At 69.9% G+C, this 14,985-nt stretch carries 10 protein-coding genes; 3 read left to right on the top strand and 7 right to left on the bottom strand.

Annotation, left to right across the window (positions count from 1 at the left end; genetic code table 11):
* Positions 1-99 precede the first annotated feature (99 nt).
* The gene (locus ACFYPD_RS05585) at positions 100-438 is read right to left on the bottom strand and encodes an ArsR/SmtB family transcription factor (RefSeq protein ID WP_387110579.1); all 339 of its coding nucleotides are present in this window, start codon (positions 436-438) and stop codon (positions 100-102) included.
* Between the two features lie 282 nt (positions 439-720).
* Here ACFYPD_RS05585 and ACFYPD_RS05580 point away from each other — a divergent pair, with 282 nt between their 5' ends.
* The gene (locus tag ACFYPD_RS05580; protein WP_387109354.1) at positions 721-2,538 is read left to right on the top strand and encodes a heavy metal translocating P-type ATPase; all 1,818 of its coding nucleotides are present in this window, start codon (positions 721-723) and stop codon (positions 2,536-2,538) included.
* Positions 2,539-3,092: 554 nt separating this feature from the next.
* The gene (locus tag ACFYPD_RS05575; protein ID WP_387109351.1) at positions 3,093-4,217 is read left to right on the top strand and encodes a DUF4236 domain-containing protein; all 1,125 of its coding nucleotides are present in this window, start codon (positions 3,093-3,095) and stop codon (positions 4,215-4,217) included.
* Between the two features lie 339 nt (positions 4,218-4,556).
* Here the strand turns inward: ACFYPD_RS05575 and ACFYPD_RS05570 are convergent, their stop codons facing one another.
* Complete coding sequence (locus tag ACFYPD_RS05570) at positions 4,557-5,165, bottom strand: DJ-1/PfpI family protein (RefSeq protein WP_387109348.1); 609 nt, start codon at positions 5,163-5,165, stop codon at positions 4,557-4,559.
* A gap of 350 nt (positions 5,166-5,515) precedes the next feature.
* Between ACFYPD_RS05570 and ACFYPD_RS05565 the strand changes: the two genes are divergently transcribed.
* A complete protein-coding gene (locus tag ACFYPD_RS05565) occupies positions 5,516-5,767 on the top strand; it encodes a hypothetical protein (RefSeq protein WP_387109346.1) in 252 nt (83 codons plus the stop codon).
* Between the two features lie 425 nt (positions 5,768-6,192).
* On the opposite strand, the gene ACFYPD_RS05560 is transcribed toward ACFYPD_RS05565, so the two are convergent.
* The 5 genes from ACFYPD_RS05560 to ACFYPD_RS05540 all read right to left on the bottom strand — a co-directional run bounded on the left by ACFYPD_RS05560 (position 6,193) and on the right by ACFYPD_RS05540 (position 14,966).
* A complete protein-coding gene (locus tag ACFYPD_RS05560) occupies positions 6,193-7,035 on the bottom strand; it encodes an enoyl-CoA hydratase/isomerase family protein (protein ID WP_387109344.1) in 843 nt (280 codons plus the stop codon).
* Between the two features lie 215 nt (positions 7,036-7,250).
* A complete protein-coding gene (locus tag ACFYPD_RS05555; RefSeq protein ID WP_387109341.1) occupies positions 7,251-9,086 on the bottom strand; it encodes a glycoside hydrolase family 15 protein in 1,836 nt (611 codons plus the stop codon).
* Between the two features lie 278 nt (positions 9,087-9,364).
* Positions 9,365-9,520 (bottom strand): hypothetical protein, encoded by a 156-nt coding sequence (locus tag ACFYPD_RS05550; RefSeq protein ID WP_387109339.1) that lies wholly within the window; start codon positions 9,518-9,520, stop codon positions 9,365-9,367.
* A 41-nt stretch (positions 9,521-9,561) separates the two neighbouring features.
* Positions 9,562-12,027 carry an alkaline phosphatase D family protein gene (locus ACFYPD_RS05545; protein WP_387109336.1) on the bottom strand — a complete coding sequence of 822 codons (2,466 nt, stop codon included), beginning with the start codon at positions 12,025-12,027 and terminating at the stop codon, positions 9,562-9,564.
* A gap of 266 nt (positions 12,028-12,293) precedes the next feature.
* On the bottom strand, positions 12,294-14,966 hold the full coding sequence (locus tag ACFYPD_RS05540) for a bifunctional YncE family protein/alkaline phosphatase family protein (RefSeq protein WP_387109334.1): 2,673 nt from the start codon (positions 14,964-14,966) through the stop codon (positions 12,294-12,296).
* Positions 14,967-14,985 lie beyond the last annotated feature (19 nt).

Below are 14,985 nucleotides of genomic sequence, written 5' to 3'. Positions count from 1 at the left end.
TCGTCTCCGCGTGTTGATCGATTCCGGATGAGGTCGCCCGGGCTGGAACCGGGGCGCGGCCAGGAGCAGTTGCCCCGACATCCTCCAGGCCCAAACCCGTTACGGCGCGATGGCGTGGCTGTGCGGGCTGCTGTGGTCGGGCAGATTGCGGTCAGTGTGATCGGCGTGGAAGAGCGCCTCGGCGAGCAGCGCCCGAACGTGCGTGTCGGCAGCGGAGTAGTGCACGAAGGTGCCCTCGCGCCGGCCGCGGACGAGGCCTGCGAGGCGGAGTTTGGCGAGGTGTTGGCTGACGGCGGTCGGGGCGGCACCGACGATCTCGGCGAGGCACGCCACCGAGCTTTCGCCTTGCAGCAGGGCCCAGAGGATCTTGATGCGGGTGGGGTCGGCGAGCAGCCGGAAGCCTTCGGCGGCGAGATGAACCTGCTCGTCGTTGGGCATCCGAAAGTCCGGCAGCGAGGTATGCACCCGCCCATGGTAGCGGAGACTGCGCAGTCAGCTACCTAGTTGAATGGCTACCTGCGTGGCTATGCAGGTAGTGTTCCTCGTTGTGACTGCGACGACGACTTACCCTCCCCCGACCGCCACCGCGCCGGTTGCGGGACCCCGACGGTTGGCTGCCCGGGCGTGGGCGCTGAGCGAGGTGCGGTGGGCGGCCCTGGCCACGATGCTGTTCGCCGCCGGCGGAGTGGCGCACCTGCTGGGCGTGCCGACGCCCAGCAGGTGCGGGCCTTGTATCTGGCCTGCTACGCCGCTGGCGGTTGGGAGCCGGCGCTGGCGGGCCTGCGGGCGCTGCGCGAGCGAACCCTGGATGTGGACCTGCTGATGATCGTGGCCGCGCTCGGCGCCGCGGGAATCGGGCAGGTGTTCGATGGCGCGCTGCTGATCGTCATCTTCGCGACCTCCGGCGCGATGGAGGCGTTCGCCACCGCCCGCACCGCAGACTCCGTGCGGGCACTTCTGGACGTGGCCCCGGAGAAGGCGACCCGCCTGAATACCGACGGCGGTGAGACCGTGGTGGACACCGTCCACCTGGGCGTTGGTGACCTGGTGCGGGTACGCCCGGGTGAACGGATCGGCGCGGACGCGGTCGTCGTCGAGGGCGTGAGCGAGGTGGATCAGGCGACCATCACCGGCGAGCCGCTGCCGGTTACCAAGAGCGTGGGCGACGAGGTGTTCGCCGGCACCCTCAACGGCACGGGCGCCATGGTCGTCCGGGTGCACCGCGAAGCCGGCGAGTCGGTGATCGCCCGCATCGTCGCCCTCGTTGAGCAGGCGTCGGCCACCAAGGCCAAGACCCAGCTGTTCATCGAGAAGGTCGAGCAGCGGTACTCGATCGCGGTCGTGGTCGCCACCCTGGCGCTGTTCGCCGTCCCGCTGTCCTTCGGCGCCGACCTGCAGTCGACGTTGTTGCGGGCGATGACCTTCATGATCGTCGCGTCGCCGTGCGCGGTCGTCCTGGCCACGATGCCGCCGCTGCTGTCGGCGATCGCCCTCGCCGGCCGCCACGGCGTGCTGGTCAAATCCGCCGTGGTCATGGAGCACCTGGCCGACATCGAGCTGGTGGCGTTCGACAAGACCGGCACCCTCACCGAAGGCCACCCCCGCGTCGTCGACATCCACACCATCGGCGACGCGCACAGCGCGGAGGTGCTGCGGCTGGCCGCCGGGGCGGAACACGCCAGCGAGCACCCGGTTGGCGCCGCGGTCCTCGCGGCCGCCCGGGACCGCGGGCTGCCGGTTGCGGCAGTACGTGAATTTACGTCCGTGCCCGGGCGGGGCGTGCGGGCCGTGGTCGACGGCCGCCGGGTGGCCGTGGGCAGTCCTGTGCTGCTCGACGAGCTCGCGCCCACCGCCGGTGACCCGGCCGTGGTCCAAGCCCGGACGGTGGCCGCTGACGCGCAGGCCACTGGACGGACGGCCGTGGTGGTTCTCGTCGACGGGACGCCCGCAGGGGTGCTCGCCCTCACTGACCGCATCCGCCCCGACGCCGCCGACACCGTGGCCGCGCTGACTCGACTGACCGGGGCCAGGCCGGTGCTGCTCACCGGCGACAACCCCGGCGCCGCAGGCCACCTCGCGGCAGAGGCCGGAATCACCGACGTGCACGCCGGGCTGCTGCCGCAGGACAAGGTCGACCGGGTACGGGCCGTGCAGGCCGGCGGCCGGCGGGTGCTGCTGGTCGGCGACGGCGTCAACGACGCCCCCGCGCTCGCCGCCGCCGACCTCGGCGTCGCCATGGGTCGCGGCGGCTCCGACCTGGCCCTGCACAGTGCCGACGCCGTCCTCGTCCGGGACGACCTGCCTGCCCTGCCTGCGGCCGTAGCCTTGTCCCGACGCGCCCGCCGCCTGGTGAAGGCAAACCTGGCTATCGCCGCCACGTTCATCGCCGCGCTGGTCGCCTGGGACCTGTTCGGCCACCTCCCCCTGGCACTCGGCGTCGCCGGCCACGAAGGCTCCACCATCATCGTCGGCCTCAACGGCCTACGCCTACTCGCGTCCTCGGCGTGGCGACGCGCGCAAGCCGAAGGGGCGTCATGAGACGCGGCGTCCGGGACGGTGGCGCGCCAGCCGGTTGCACGGTCACGCTCTGTCGAGGCTGCTGCCGCGGCAACGGACCCGGGTTCGACAACGCCGGGCAGCTGGCCCAAGCTGCGCGTCGGTAGGGGATGTCGCGGCGGTGCGGGTCAGTGACTGCCTCGACACGTGCGCGCAGGCCAACGTCATCGTCGGGCAGCCCTTGCCCGCCGGTCGCCGTTCCGGCGGCCGGCCGGTGTGGCCGGGCGTCCGGCAACACTTAACCTGACGGCGCTGTCCATGATGTTCGGTGATGCCGCTGCTGGCCGCCTCGGCCGCAGCGTCCGGGCCGGCGATGCCCGGCAGTCGCCAGCTTGGCCGGCTCCGTGCATTCTTCGTTTGCGGCCAGGCCAGGAAGTGTGCGAGCGCAAATATTGTTAATACCCAATCGTCCCCATCTGTGTCACCGTTTTGACCCAGCGTGACGCCGACCTGGCGGGCCAGCTGGCCCGACCGGTGAGGCGACGTCGGATCGCTGGATGAACAGGCCCGAGGTCGTGGCGGTCTACGGTCAGCGGATGGGGTTCTCGATTAAGTTGGCGCCGGGCGTGCGTATCCGGGCCTCCTCCCGAGGGATCCGCACCAGTGTCGGGCCGCGCGCCGCCCGGATCCACGTCGGTGGCGGCCGTACCGGCTTCTCCAGCGGCGTCGGACCGGTCGGCTTCTACAGCTCCCTCGGGGGCGGCCGCCGATCCGGTGGCCGGTCCTCGTCCGCGGCCAGCTATCAGCGGCAGCTCGCCGCGCAGCAGCGCCAGGCGGCGCAGGCGCAGCGAGCCGAGGAAGCCCAGCGCCTCGCCCAGGCGTTCCAGCGCATCCTCGAGCTGCACCGGGTGGACTTCCCCGCCGCCGCCCGGCCGATCGCGCCACAACCGGCACCACCTGATCGGGACAGCATCCGCAAGCACTATGAGAACCACGCGCTGGCCGGCATTGGGCTGTTCGAGCGCAGCCGACGGGCCCAGGCGAAGCAGCAGGCGGCGCAGTGGACCGAGGCGGAAATGCAACGGCAGTGGGCCAGCCGGCTCGAGCAGCAGGCGGGGTGGCAGCAGTACCTCGACCAGCGGTGGCACCAACTCTGCACGAACGTGCCCGAGGTCGTACTGGAAACCCTGGAGGAGGCCTTCGAGGACAACGAGGCGCCCAGCGCCTCCGTCGGAGTCAGCGCCGACGAGGTCTCCCTGGCCGTGCTCGTACCCGGCGTTGAGCAGGTGGTGCCCGAGCGGATGCCCGCCACGACGCAGGCCGGCAACCTGACGCTGCGCAAGCTGCCCCAGCGCGACCGCGCCGCCTACTACAAACAGTTCGTCTGCGGCCAGGTCCTGGTCACCGTACGGGAGGCTCTGGCCGTCGCGCCCGGCATCGCCGCCGCGCGGGTGGCAGTCCTGCGCCAGGACGGCCACGACGCCTACGGCCGGCCGCGGATGTCCTGCCTGCTCGCGGCGACGTTCGACCGCAAAGCCCTGCACGGGGTGCGGTGGCAGAGCGCCGACGCCACGGCAATCGTGCACGACACAAGCCGGGAACTGCTGCTCCACTCCCGGGCACGGACCGGGGAACTGCTGCCGCTGGACCTCGGCGCCGAACCCGCCCTCGCCCGGCTCGTCGCCGCGGTCGATCTGACCGAACTCACCAGCGGCCGGTAGCGGCTCGCCCGGACGCCCATCACGCCTCGAGGTGGGCTGATCGTCGAGGAGTTCTTCGACGTGGGCCACAGCCGGGCCTTGCCGTGGCAGCGTCGCCGAAAAGCCAGCCGGCCGCTCGCCACCTCGCGCAACCCGCGTCGTGGCTTCACCGCGGTCGTCATCGGCGAGCCACCGCGCCTTCTACGGCAATGGCTTGGTCTTCATCATGCGGCCAGTCCAAACCGCGAGCTTGGCCACGGTGCTCGAGCCCGCAGGGGTGGCGGCACCCCCTCAGCGGCGGCCTTGGCGAGCTTACGTCGCCATGACTGCGGGCCGGCCCGAAGGCCTGATCGCGGGGAGTCAGCGCAATGCGACCTCGCCCGCGTGCATGGCACGCATGGCGCGCTCGACAGTCTCGTTGTTTTCGCCGACCGGAGCCACGTAGTCGATGACGTCGCGCGCGGCGTCCTGCCCGAGCATTCGGGTGATCACCCACGTGGCGAGATACTGGGACGCCAGGCATCCGCCCGCCGTGGCGATGTTCCCCTCGGCGTGGAACGGCGCGTCCAGCACCCTGACATCGCAGGCTTCGACAAAAGGCCGGCTCGTCATGTCCGTACAGGCGGGCATGCCGTCCAGCAACCCGAGCCGGGCGAGCACCAGCGCGCCGGAGCACTGCGCACCGATCAGCTGTCGCGACGGGTCGAGCGGCAGCCTGGAGAGCATCCGGTCGTCGACGACCACCTCTCGCGCCTTCACCCCGCTACCGATCAGCACGACGTCGGCTTCGGTCACGAACTCCATCGGGCGCTGCCCGGTCACCTCGACGCCGTTCATAGACGTGACCACCGGCGTCGGCGTCGTGATGAAGGCTTCCAGGCCGTCCCTGCGGCACCGGTTGATCAGTGCGGAAGCGATGAAGCTGTCGAGCTCGTTGAACCCGTCGAACGTGACCACGGCTACCTGCATCACAACTCCCCCACGTACGGCATCAGCTCGCCACTGTCCCTGACGCGCCGCTCCGGGTCGAGAGCCAATCACCGGCTGGCGGCATGCCTGTTCGTGCCCTGCGTCTCGCGCCCCCGAGCCTGAGCGCCGCACTCACGGTCCTTGGCCGACCTGCTGACGTCCCGAGGTTCGCCAGGCTCAGCTCAGCAAGCACGATTTCCCCTGAACCGGGGCCGATCCCCCGCCCCGTACTGGATCTGCTCGCAGTTGAAAGGCGAGCAACTGCCGCCAGGTCCTTTCGTTGCAGCGCGCTATGCCATAAGCGGCGGAAACCGTGCTGGACGGCTGCTCTCCCGACGTCCCCACGTTGATTGCTCACGCTCGCCGCGATCCTCGTCCATGGCAATCCACCCGGGGTGAATGCTTCGACCGACCGGCTCGTCTCGTTCTACGACGGCGACCGCGTGCGGATCCTGATTTCCAGCGTCATTCTCGGCTTCGCCGTCCTGAACCTGCTCTGGTTCGCCGCGGCGATCGGGAGCACACTGCGTGATGCCGGCCAAGGGATCTGGGCGCGGCGGCGATCGCCGCAAGCGGGGCACTGGGCGCTCTCATCTTCGTGATCATCGCCGTGGACGCGGCGCTGGCGTACTCGATTGCGGGCTCCGGCAACCCGGCGATCACATCGGGTCTTCACGACCTCGCGCGGGCCTCGGGCATCCTGGCGTCGTTTCCCTCGGCCATGTTGATCATGGCCGGGTCGTTCGGCCTTCGGCAGGCGGGAATCATCTCGGATGGGCTCTTCTGGGCCGGGGTGCTCGCTATCGTTCTCGTGCTGTTGAGGGGAACGACGTGGGCGACCGACGGGTTCTGGGCACCGGACGGGGGTTATTCGCGGTTCATCGCGCCGATCATCGCCCTTGTGTGGATCACGGTCTTCAGTGGGCTCCTGTACCTACGCGGTCGGCCACCGCGGCGGGTACGGCCTGAGTGGGCTCGCGACCGGGCGTGCGTGGCACCGGCAGCCCATTGCGCCGACAGGCGGCGTTCACCCGGCCGCCGGCAGCTCGGCGATCCGTGCGCCGAGGTCCAGCTCCAGCGGGCCCCGGGTCTGAAAGCCTCGGCCGAACAACTCCTTCGACCGGTCCTGCACCTCCGGGGCGGCGACCAACTCCTGGAACCGGCGGCCGTCGGCGCGTACGGCCTCGGCCGGCGCGAGTGTCAGCTCGTTGATCGCCCGCTTCGTGGACCGAATCGCCGCCGAGGGAAAGGACGCGATTCGTCGAGCCAGCGTGGCCACGAACTCATCGAGCTCGGCATCCGGCAGCGCCCGGTTGATCCACCCATACCGCTCCGCGAGGTCAGCGTCCGCGTCCTGCGCGCCGAGGATCATCTCCATGGCCCGTCCTCGGCCGAGCAGGCGTGCCAAGTGCTGCACGCCACCAGCCCCGGGCGCCACGCCGAAACCACACTCCGGCTGGCCGAGCAGCGCGTTCTCCCGCGCCGCGAAGCACATGTCACAGGCGAGCACGAACTCACTGCCCGCTCCCCGAGCCCGTCCGCGCAGCTTCGCGATCGTAACGACCGGCACCTCGCTCAGCTTGCGCAGCAGCATGCCGAGAAAGGCATCCTGCGGACCCCCGCCCGCCTTGGCCGCCTCGGCCGAGTACTCGGCGACCTTGGTCAGATCGACATGAGAGATGAAAAAGTCGGGGTCGGCGCTGTCGAAGACGACTACCCGCACCTCGTTGGTCGTGATCAGTCGACCGAGCAGGGTGACCAGGTCCCGCACCAACTCCGGGCCGATCATGTTGATCGGCGGTGCGTCCAGGGTCGCCGTCAGGACACCGTCGGTCAGCTCCGTACGCAGGGTCTCGAACGAGGCGTTCACCCGCCCGCTCCTCTCCGTCGCGCGACCCGGGCCGCGGCCAGCGGCGGCGGGATCCGCGGGGCGGCCAACGCCGGGCCCCTGGTCGCCGGACGGATGGGCGCCCGATGGTCGCAGTCGATCGTACGGACTGGCTCCGCCCGGTCGTGGCGCTTCGCCGGATCCCGAGCGCACCCCGCGCCCCTGACTGGCGCTTCCACCCAGCGCCGCGCGGCCCCTCAGGGGCGGGCGTCGAGCAGGCGGTCGAGGTTCACGGCCGTGCCGATCAACGAGAGGTGGCTGAAAGCCTGCGGGAAGTTGCCGGTCTGCTCACCGGTGGGTGCGATCTCCTCTGAGTAGAGGCCGAGTGGGCTGCTGTAGGTGAGCATCTTCTCGAAGGTCAGTGTGGCGTCGTCGAGCCGTCCGGACTCGGCGAGGGCTCGGACGTACCAAAAGGTGCACATGGTGAAGGTGCTCTCCTGGCCCGGCAGGCCGTCGGGTGAGGCGGCCGGGTCGTACCGGTACACCAGACTGTCGGACACCAGCTCGGCGTCCATCGCCCGCAGCGTGGACCGCCACATCGGATCCCTTGACGAGACCAGTCCGACGCCGGGCATGGCGAGCAGCGACGCGTCCAGGACGTCGGTCGCGTAGTGCTGCACGAAGGCGCCCCGTCCGGGATGGAAGCCCCGAGCCATGATCTGTTGGTAGATCTCGTTTCGGTTGCGCACCCACCGGGCGATGTCGGCCGGTCGTCCGCGCCGGTGGGCGAGGCGGACAGCCCGGTCCAGGGCGACCCAGGACATCAGCCGTCCGTAGGTGAAGTCCTGGCGGCCACCACGGGTTTCCCAGATCCCGTCTTCGGGCTGGTCCCAGTGCTCGCAGACCCAGTCCACCAGTCGCACGGTGTCCAGCCACAACTGGTGAGAGGCCTGCAGACCATGCCTGTCGGCCTCGTGGAGGCCGTTGAGCACCTCGCCGTAGATGTCGAGTTGCAACTGGTTCGCGGCGCCATTGCCGATCCGCACAGGCGCTGATCCGCGGTAACCCTCTAAGTGGTCGAGCACCTCCTCGGATAGATCCGGTGAGCCGTCGACGCGGTACATGATCTGCAGCGGCACCTCCCGGTCCCTGGCCTCCCGGACCCGGTCGTCGACCCAGTGCATGTACCGCCACGCTTCGTCGGTGAAGCCCAGCGTGAGCAGGGTGTGTACGGAGATTGACGCGTCACGGATCCAGGTGTAGCGGTAGTCCCAGTTGCGCTGGCCGCCGATCTGCTCGGGTAGCCCGGCGGTGGGAGCGGCGACGAGCGCGCCGGTCGGCGCGTACGTCATGAGCTTGAGCGTCATCGCCGACCGCTCGACCATCTCCCGCCAACGACCGGTGTAACGGGAACGGCCCAGCCAACGCCGCCAGAAGTCGCGGGTCTGCGCCAGCAGCTCCTGCACCTCGCCCGCGGCGTAGGAGCGCGGCCGGTCAGGCGACACTCCTGTTTCCAGGACCACAGCCCCCGCCTCGCCCTCGCGCAGGGTAGCGATCGTCCACAAGCCGCCCTCCTCGCTGCGCCGCAAGTCCTGCTCGCCGGGCGGGGGTTCGGGGTATCGAACGATGTTCACGGACAGGGAGAGCGCACGGCTACGGAACACCTGCCCCTCGGGGTGCACGTCGAGCTCGTGCGGATCCCGTCCGTAGTTGAAGCGGGGTTCGCAGTCGATCCGGAACCGCATCGTGCCTCGGACCATCCGGAGCATCCGCACCAGGCGGTGGCGGTCGGTGGCCTGATCGCCCGCGACGGGCATGAAATCCACGAGCTCGGCCACGCCGTCCGCGCTGAGGAACCTGGTGATCAGGATCGGCGTGCCGGGCAGGTACAACTGCTTGCTCACGTACTCGACGCCCTCCGGCGACACCCTGCAGTGCCCACCCTTGCGCCGATCGAGCAGCCCACCGAACAGGCTCGGCGAGTCGAATCGAGGGGCACAGAACCAGTCCAGCGTCCCGTCCATCGCCACCAGCGCCGCGGTCTGCAGGTCGCCGATCAAGCCGTGGGCCTCCACCGCAGGGTACGAATGCACCCAGTCCTCCCCGCCTCATTTCATTCCGGCCAGGTTACCCTGGATCGGGCGAAACGCCTGTAACGGCACGGGCCCCAGAATCCGCCTTGACGCGGAACCGTTCCGGCGACGCCCGGCCGGTGGCCATGAGCTTGGTGATGCCGGCGCGCTCCAGCGAGACCAGCACCAGCCCTGGCCCGATCGCGGACACGGACACCGGCCGCGTGTCGACAATGGACGCAGTGTCCTCGCCACGGTGGTCGCCGTCGCGGCCAGAATTCGCCTCGCCCCCGCCGGCCTCAGCTCGCCGTGTGGGTGACCGGTGCCCGCAGCACGCTGTGCGCCGCCAGAACGAGTGGCTGCTCGATCCGGCTGACGCCCAGCGCGACGACGTCGGCCTCCGCAGCCTTCTTGGTGCGGTCGAGGCGCTGGAAGGCCTCCCCCGACTCGACCACACGTACGGAGGGAGAGGCGTCGCCGATCCGGCTCCGTTCGGTCAGAGCTGGCCGAGCACAGCGAACGGGTCGACGTCCTCGCCGCTGTCGACGGCCGCGATCCGGCGCCGCAGCGTGAATGTCCCGCCCGGTGCGAGGGTCACCTGCCGCTGGCTCATCACCCAGTTGTAGGCGGCGTACGCGACAAAGTCGGTGTCGTCGTAGAGCAGCCCGTAGGTCTGCCGGTCCGAGCCGGTCATGCCGATCCAGGGCGCGGTGGGCGGGTAGTCGGCCGGCGTGCCACTGGTGATCGTGCCGTGCCCGGGGACCCCGCTGCGCTGGCCGGCGCCGTCGTGGTCGAGTGCGTCGCCGGTCCAGAAGGTGTGCGCGGCCGTGCCGAGGTTGGTGAAGACGCTCTCCGCCGTCACCCACGGTTGGTTCGGCCGGATGGCGTACGTCGTGACGACCCGCAGGTCGGGCACTGCGGTGCTGGCACCCGTGGCTCGTACCGTCGCCGCCGAGCCGCCTTCGGAGAGCACCTCCACGGCGGTGGAACGGACGGTGCGCTGCTGCCAGGCGTTGCCGCCGCGGGGCTGGGCCGCCGAGGCGTACGGCAGGTTGATCCAGTCGAGCTGGTCGAGGCGTCCGACCGCGGCCAGGTCCAGTGGCTTGCCGACGGTGACCCCGGACAACTGCGGGTCTTCGGTCCCGGCGGACACGGACAGGGCCACCAGGTCGTTGCCGAGCACCAGGTCGGACGGTTTGCCCTCGGACTGCGGGCCGGGGACGGTGCGACCGGTGCCAGCCGTGGTCGCGGCACGGCGCAGCCGCAGGTCGAGCTTCGTTGGCGTGCCCTGGACGACGGTCACCGGTCGGTTCTCCGGCTCGTAGCCGACCCCGTTGACGGCGACGAGGTAGTTGCCGGGCGGGGCGAAGGTGAGGACCTCACCCGCCGGGTCCGTGGTGTTCGCCACCGGCTGGCTGCCGTCGGTCGTCGTCACCGTCACCTGCACGTTGGGCAGGGCGGCGCCGGTGGCCGCGTCGGTGACGCGGGCGACGATGCCGTCGCCGGCGTCGATCCGGTACGCCCCCGGCAGGCCGTCGCGCACCTCGAACGCCGCGATTGTGTACGCCGGCGAGCCGGCATCGCGGGCGTTCAGCACCACACGCAGGTCCGCCCGCCAACGCTCCTCCGTCACGTCACAGATCACGTAGCCCCGGTAGCTGCCGTTGTAGAACCTGACGTGCGGGTTGGCCGCCAGCCCGGCCCGGACGTCCGCGTCCCATCCAGCACCGGAGGAGATCGAGGTGCCGACGAACTCGGTGGCGATCGTCTTCGAATGGGAGTCTGAGAAGTCGGTCTTCAGGTCGTTGACCCAGTGGGTGTGCCAGTCCCCGCTGAGCACGACGGGATTCCGTACCTGGTGCGCAGCGATGAAGTCGAGAATGCGGGACCGGGCCGGCGGGTACCCGTCCCACTGGTCGAGGTTGACGATCTGCCCGGGCCCGAGGTCGTAGTCGAAGGCGGCCATGATGGTCTGCTGGGCGATGACGTTCCAGCGTGCCTTCGACCGGCTCAGCCCGTCGAGCAGCCAGCGCTCCTGCGCGGGGCCGGTCATGGTGCGGGTCGGATCGAAGACCTCGCCGGTCGGTTCCTTACGCCCGTCGCCGAGCGCCTGGTCGCTGCGGTACTGCCGGGTGTCGAGGACGCTGAACTGGGCCAGCCGGCCGAAGTTGACCCGGCGGTACATGAGCGCGTCAGGACCGTTGGGGCGCTGCTCGGGGCGGAGCGGCAGGTGCTCGTAGTAGGCCTGGTAGCCGTTGGCGCGGCGTTCCAGGAAAGGCCGACCGTCGGCCGGGCCGGGCGGGACTGGGCCGGCGTAGTTGTTCTGCACCTCGTGGTCGTCCCAGGTGAGGATGAACGGGAACCGGGCGTGGGCGGCACGGAGGTCCGGGGAGGTCTTGTAGAGGGCGTGCAGCCGGCGGAACTCGGTCAGGCTGCCGTTGGTGGTTTCGTAGATGTAGTCGCCGAGGTGGACGACGAAGTCGAGGTCCTGCTCGGCCAGGTCCCGGTACGCAGGGTACGGACCGCCGACCCAGGACTGGCAGGAGACGAAGGCGAACCGCATGTGGTCGGCCTTGGCGCCGGGCGGCGGCATGGTCCGGGTACGCCCGGTGCGGCTGTACACCCCGTCGGCGCGGAAGCGGTACCAGTACCAGCGATCGGGGGCCAAGCCGTCCACGGTTACGTGCACGGTGTGCGCTGAGGCCGGCGCCGCCGTGACCTCGCCCGACTGGACGACCTGGCGGAACTGCGGGTCGCGGGCCACCTCCCACTGGACCGGCACGGGATCTGCGGGCATGCCGCCGTCGACGGCGTTCAGTGGATCGCGCACGAGCCTCGTCCACAGCACGACGCTCTCGTGGTCCGGCTCACCGGATGCGACCCCGAGGGCGAACGGCGCCGGATCAAGGTCGTCCGCGTATGCCGCCGGGAGTTCGGCGACCAGTTGGCTGACGGCAACCATGCCGGCGGTGCCGCCCGCGAGGGCCAGGAACCGTCGCCGGCTGAGGGGGATGCGTCGGCCACTGCCACACCTGCCTTGATCGGGACAACGTAGTCCCGACAGCGTGGACAGTCTGGTCGCCCGACTCATGAAGATCATGTGAAGGGCAGCAGTCCGGCGAGTGAGAATCCCACTCAGGTAGCAAGCGCGACGGCCCTACGAGGGCGAAAGGGGCCCCTGACCAGCGGTCACGCCGGTCAGGGGCCTCGTGGAGCGATCAGGCTACGTCAGCCGTCGGACTCCGACGACGGGATGTAGGCGCCGGGCACGTCCTCCGGCGCGACGATCTTGTTCTCGCCGGGGTACGGCTTCGTCCAGTCGTGCGCCTGGTACCACGTGAAGTGGTTCATCTGCGCGGGGTTGGCGTAGTCGGGCTTGGCGTCGGGCCCGCTGAGCCGCTGGTGCGACTTCCATTCGTCCCATTGCGCCGCCAGTTGTTGCTTGTCTGCCGGCACCGTCGCCGACGGTGCGGCTGCGGCGAGGGGGTTCTGCGGCGCGGGGGTGTCCGGGCCGCAGGCAGGCGGGGTGGCCAGGCCGGCGGTCAGCGAGGTCCGGTTGGGCAACGCGGTGAACGGTGTGATGTTCGGCTTCTTGGTGAACGCCTGACGCATCGGGCTGGCCGCGCTGTCCTTCTGGTTCATCGGGTGGATGCCGAGGATCTGCTCGATGGTCCGGATCATCGTGATCTGCGTGTAGTAGCGGCTGTCGACGACGCCGCGCTGGGCCCAGGGGCTGATGATCTGGATCGGGGCGCGGTGGCCGTCGACGTGGTCGAGGCCGGCCTGGGAGTCGTCCTCGACAACGAAGATCGCCGAGTCCTTCCAGTACGGGCTGTGCGAGATCGTGTCGACGATCCTGCCGACCGCGAGGTCGTTGTCCGCGACCTGAGCCGCCGCGTTCGGCGGGCCACCGGTGTGGTCGCTGGACAGCCAGAACATGTTCAGGTTCGCCGGCCCGTTCTTCTCGAAGTCCCGCTTCCAGATCTCGTGCCGGTAGATGTCCGGGACGCTGGTGTCGTACTTCGGGAAGCCGGGCACCGACACGCTGTTGAGCGACGGAATCGGCGAGGACGAGACCATGCGGTAGGCGGTGTCCTGCCCGGTCGCGGCCATGTTCTTGGTGTCGCAGTACAGGTTCTGCCAGCTCGAGCCCGTCGGCTTGGTCAGGAACTGGTGGAATTCGCCGAAGTCCCGCACCGTCTTGCCGGCCGCCTGCGCCCCGGTCCAGATGAAGCCGGTGCGCTGGTGACCGAGAGCGTCGTCCTCGGTGTCGTAGCTGCGGATGTACTCACCGGCCGTGGACTCGGTGTACTCCGGGTTGTCGGCCTGCATCAGCCAGTTGTGACCCTCGGCCGAGTTCGTGCCGATGTCGTAGGTGTTGTCGTACAGCCCGAACTGCCGAGCCATCGCGTGCTGGTTCGGCGTCACGTTCTCGCCGAACTGCGCCAGCGACGGGTCGCCGTTGCCCCGCGGGTCGTCACCGAAGACCTGGTCGTAGGTCCGGTTCTCCTTGACGATCAGGAAGACGTGCTTGATCGTCGAGGGGTCGCCGAGCCGCTGTGGGACCGGCACGGGCTTCGCCTTGCTGCCCTTGGCCAGCTTGACCGAGCCGCCGGTCCAGCCGTTCTGGCTGAAGACCTTGCCGGTCCCGGACGTGATGACCTTGTCGCTGGGCAGAGTGAATCGCTGCAGGCTCGACGTCGTGTCGTGGGTGCCGTGCCCGGCGCTGTTGGCGGGGCGGCGGGCGTCGATACCACGGGTGTTGGAGATCAGCACCTGGTTCCCGGTGGCGGTGATCTCCGCGGGGGAGTAGTCCGTCGGGAGCAGGCCGACGTAGCTGACCGGCTCCAGCGGGGTCGTGTAGCGGTAGACGGCGACCGCGTTGGCGCGGCCGAGGGTCACCAGGAGGCGGCCGTCGTCGGTGAGCGTCACGGCGTTGGGCTGGTAGCCCACCGTCGCCTCCGGCCACGGTTGGGTGGCGATGGTCTGGACGACCTTGTTGCGCGCGGTGTCGATGACCGACACGTCGTCGCTGTTGGTGTTGGTGACGAACAGGACCCCGTTCTTGGCGTACAGGGCGGTCGGGTGCAGACCGACGTCGATGCTCGCGACGGCGGCGGCCGGGTTCGCCAGGTCGATGACGCTGACCGTGCCGGTGGTGGTGGAGGCGGTCACCTGGTCGGCCGGTACCTGGGTGTTGTACGAGTTGATGGTGGGTTCGCCGGGCTTCGCGGGACGCCCGCCCTCGTTGCTGACGTAGAGCTTCCCGCCGACCATGATCAGGTCTCGCGGGGCGTTGCCCACTGCCCAGCTCTGCTGGATGGCGCCGGTCGCCGTGTTGATGGCGACCACCCGGTTCTGGCCGTTGACGGCGGAGTACACGGTGGAGCCGTCGGGCGAGAACACCGCCTCGGCCACCAGCGCGCGCCTGGGTCCGTCCTGCGGGATCTGGATGAACGCCGGGTTGGCCAGGCTGCCGTCCGGGTTCACGGTGAACCGGCGGTAGCCGTCGGCCTGGCCCAGCCACAGCTGGGAGCCGTCGGGCGAGTACGTGGGGCCTTCCTGGCCCACGTCGTTGCCGCTGATGCGCAGGTTCGCCGCCGCGTTGTTGCCGACGAGCTGCTGCACTCTCCAGGTCTTCAGGTCCACGATGGCCAGCGCCATGCCACCGTCGGTGACCGAGGCCGCCAGGTGCGTGCCGTCCGGGCTGACCGAGGACGACATGATCTTGCCATTGTTGATGACGAGGCGCTCGCCGATCGGGTCGATGTACTGGTCGTCGGACACGACCTGGCCCTTGGCGGTCACCTGGCCGACCTGGTCGGTGCCGAACTGGTGCGTCTGGGCGAAGCTGATGCCGGTGCCGGCGGCGACGACGACAGCGGTGGCGCCTGCCGTCACGAGGGGTAGCCGGCGGCCG

Source organism: Micromonospora sp. NPDC005299, from assembly GCF_042872345.1.
Lineage (GTDB): Bacteria > Actinomycetota > Actinomycetes > Mycobacteriales > Micromonosporaceae > Micromonospora.
The sequence above is the reverse complement of the archived record's forward strand: the minus strand, read 5'-3'. Positions and strand labels throughout refer to the sequence as shown.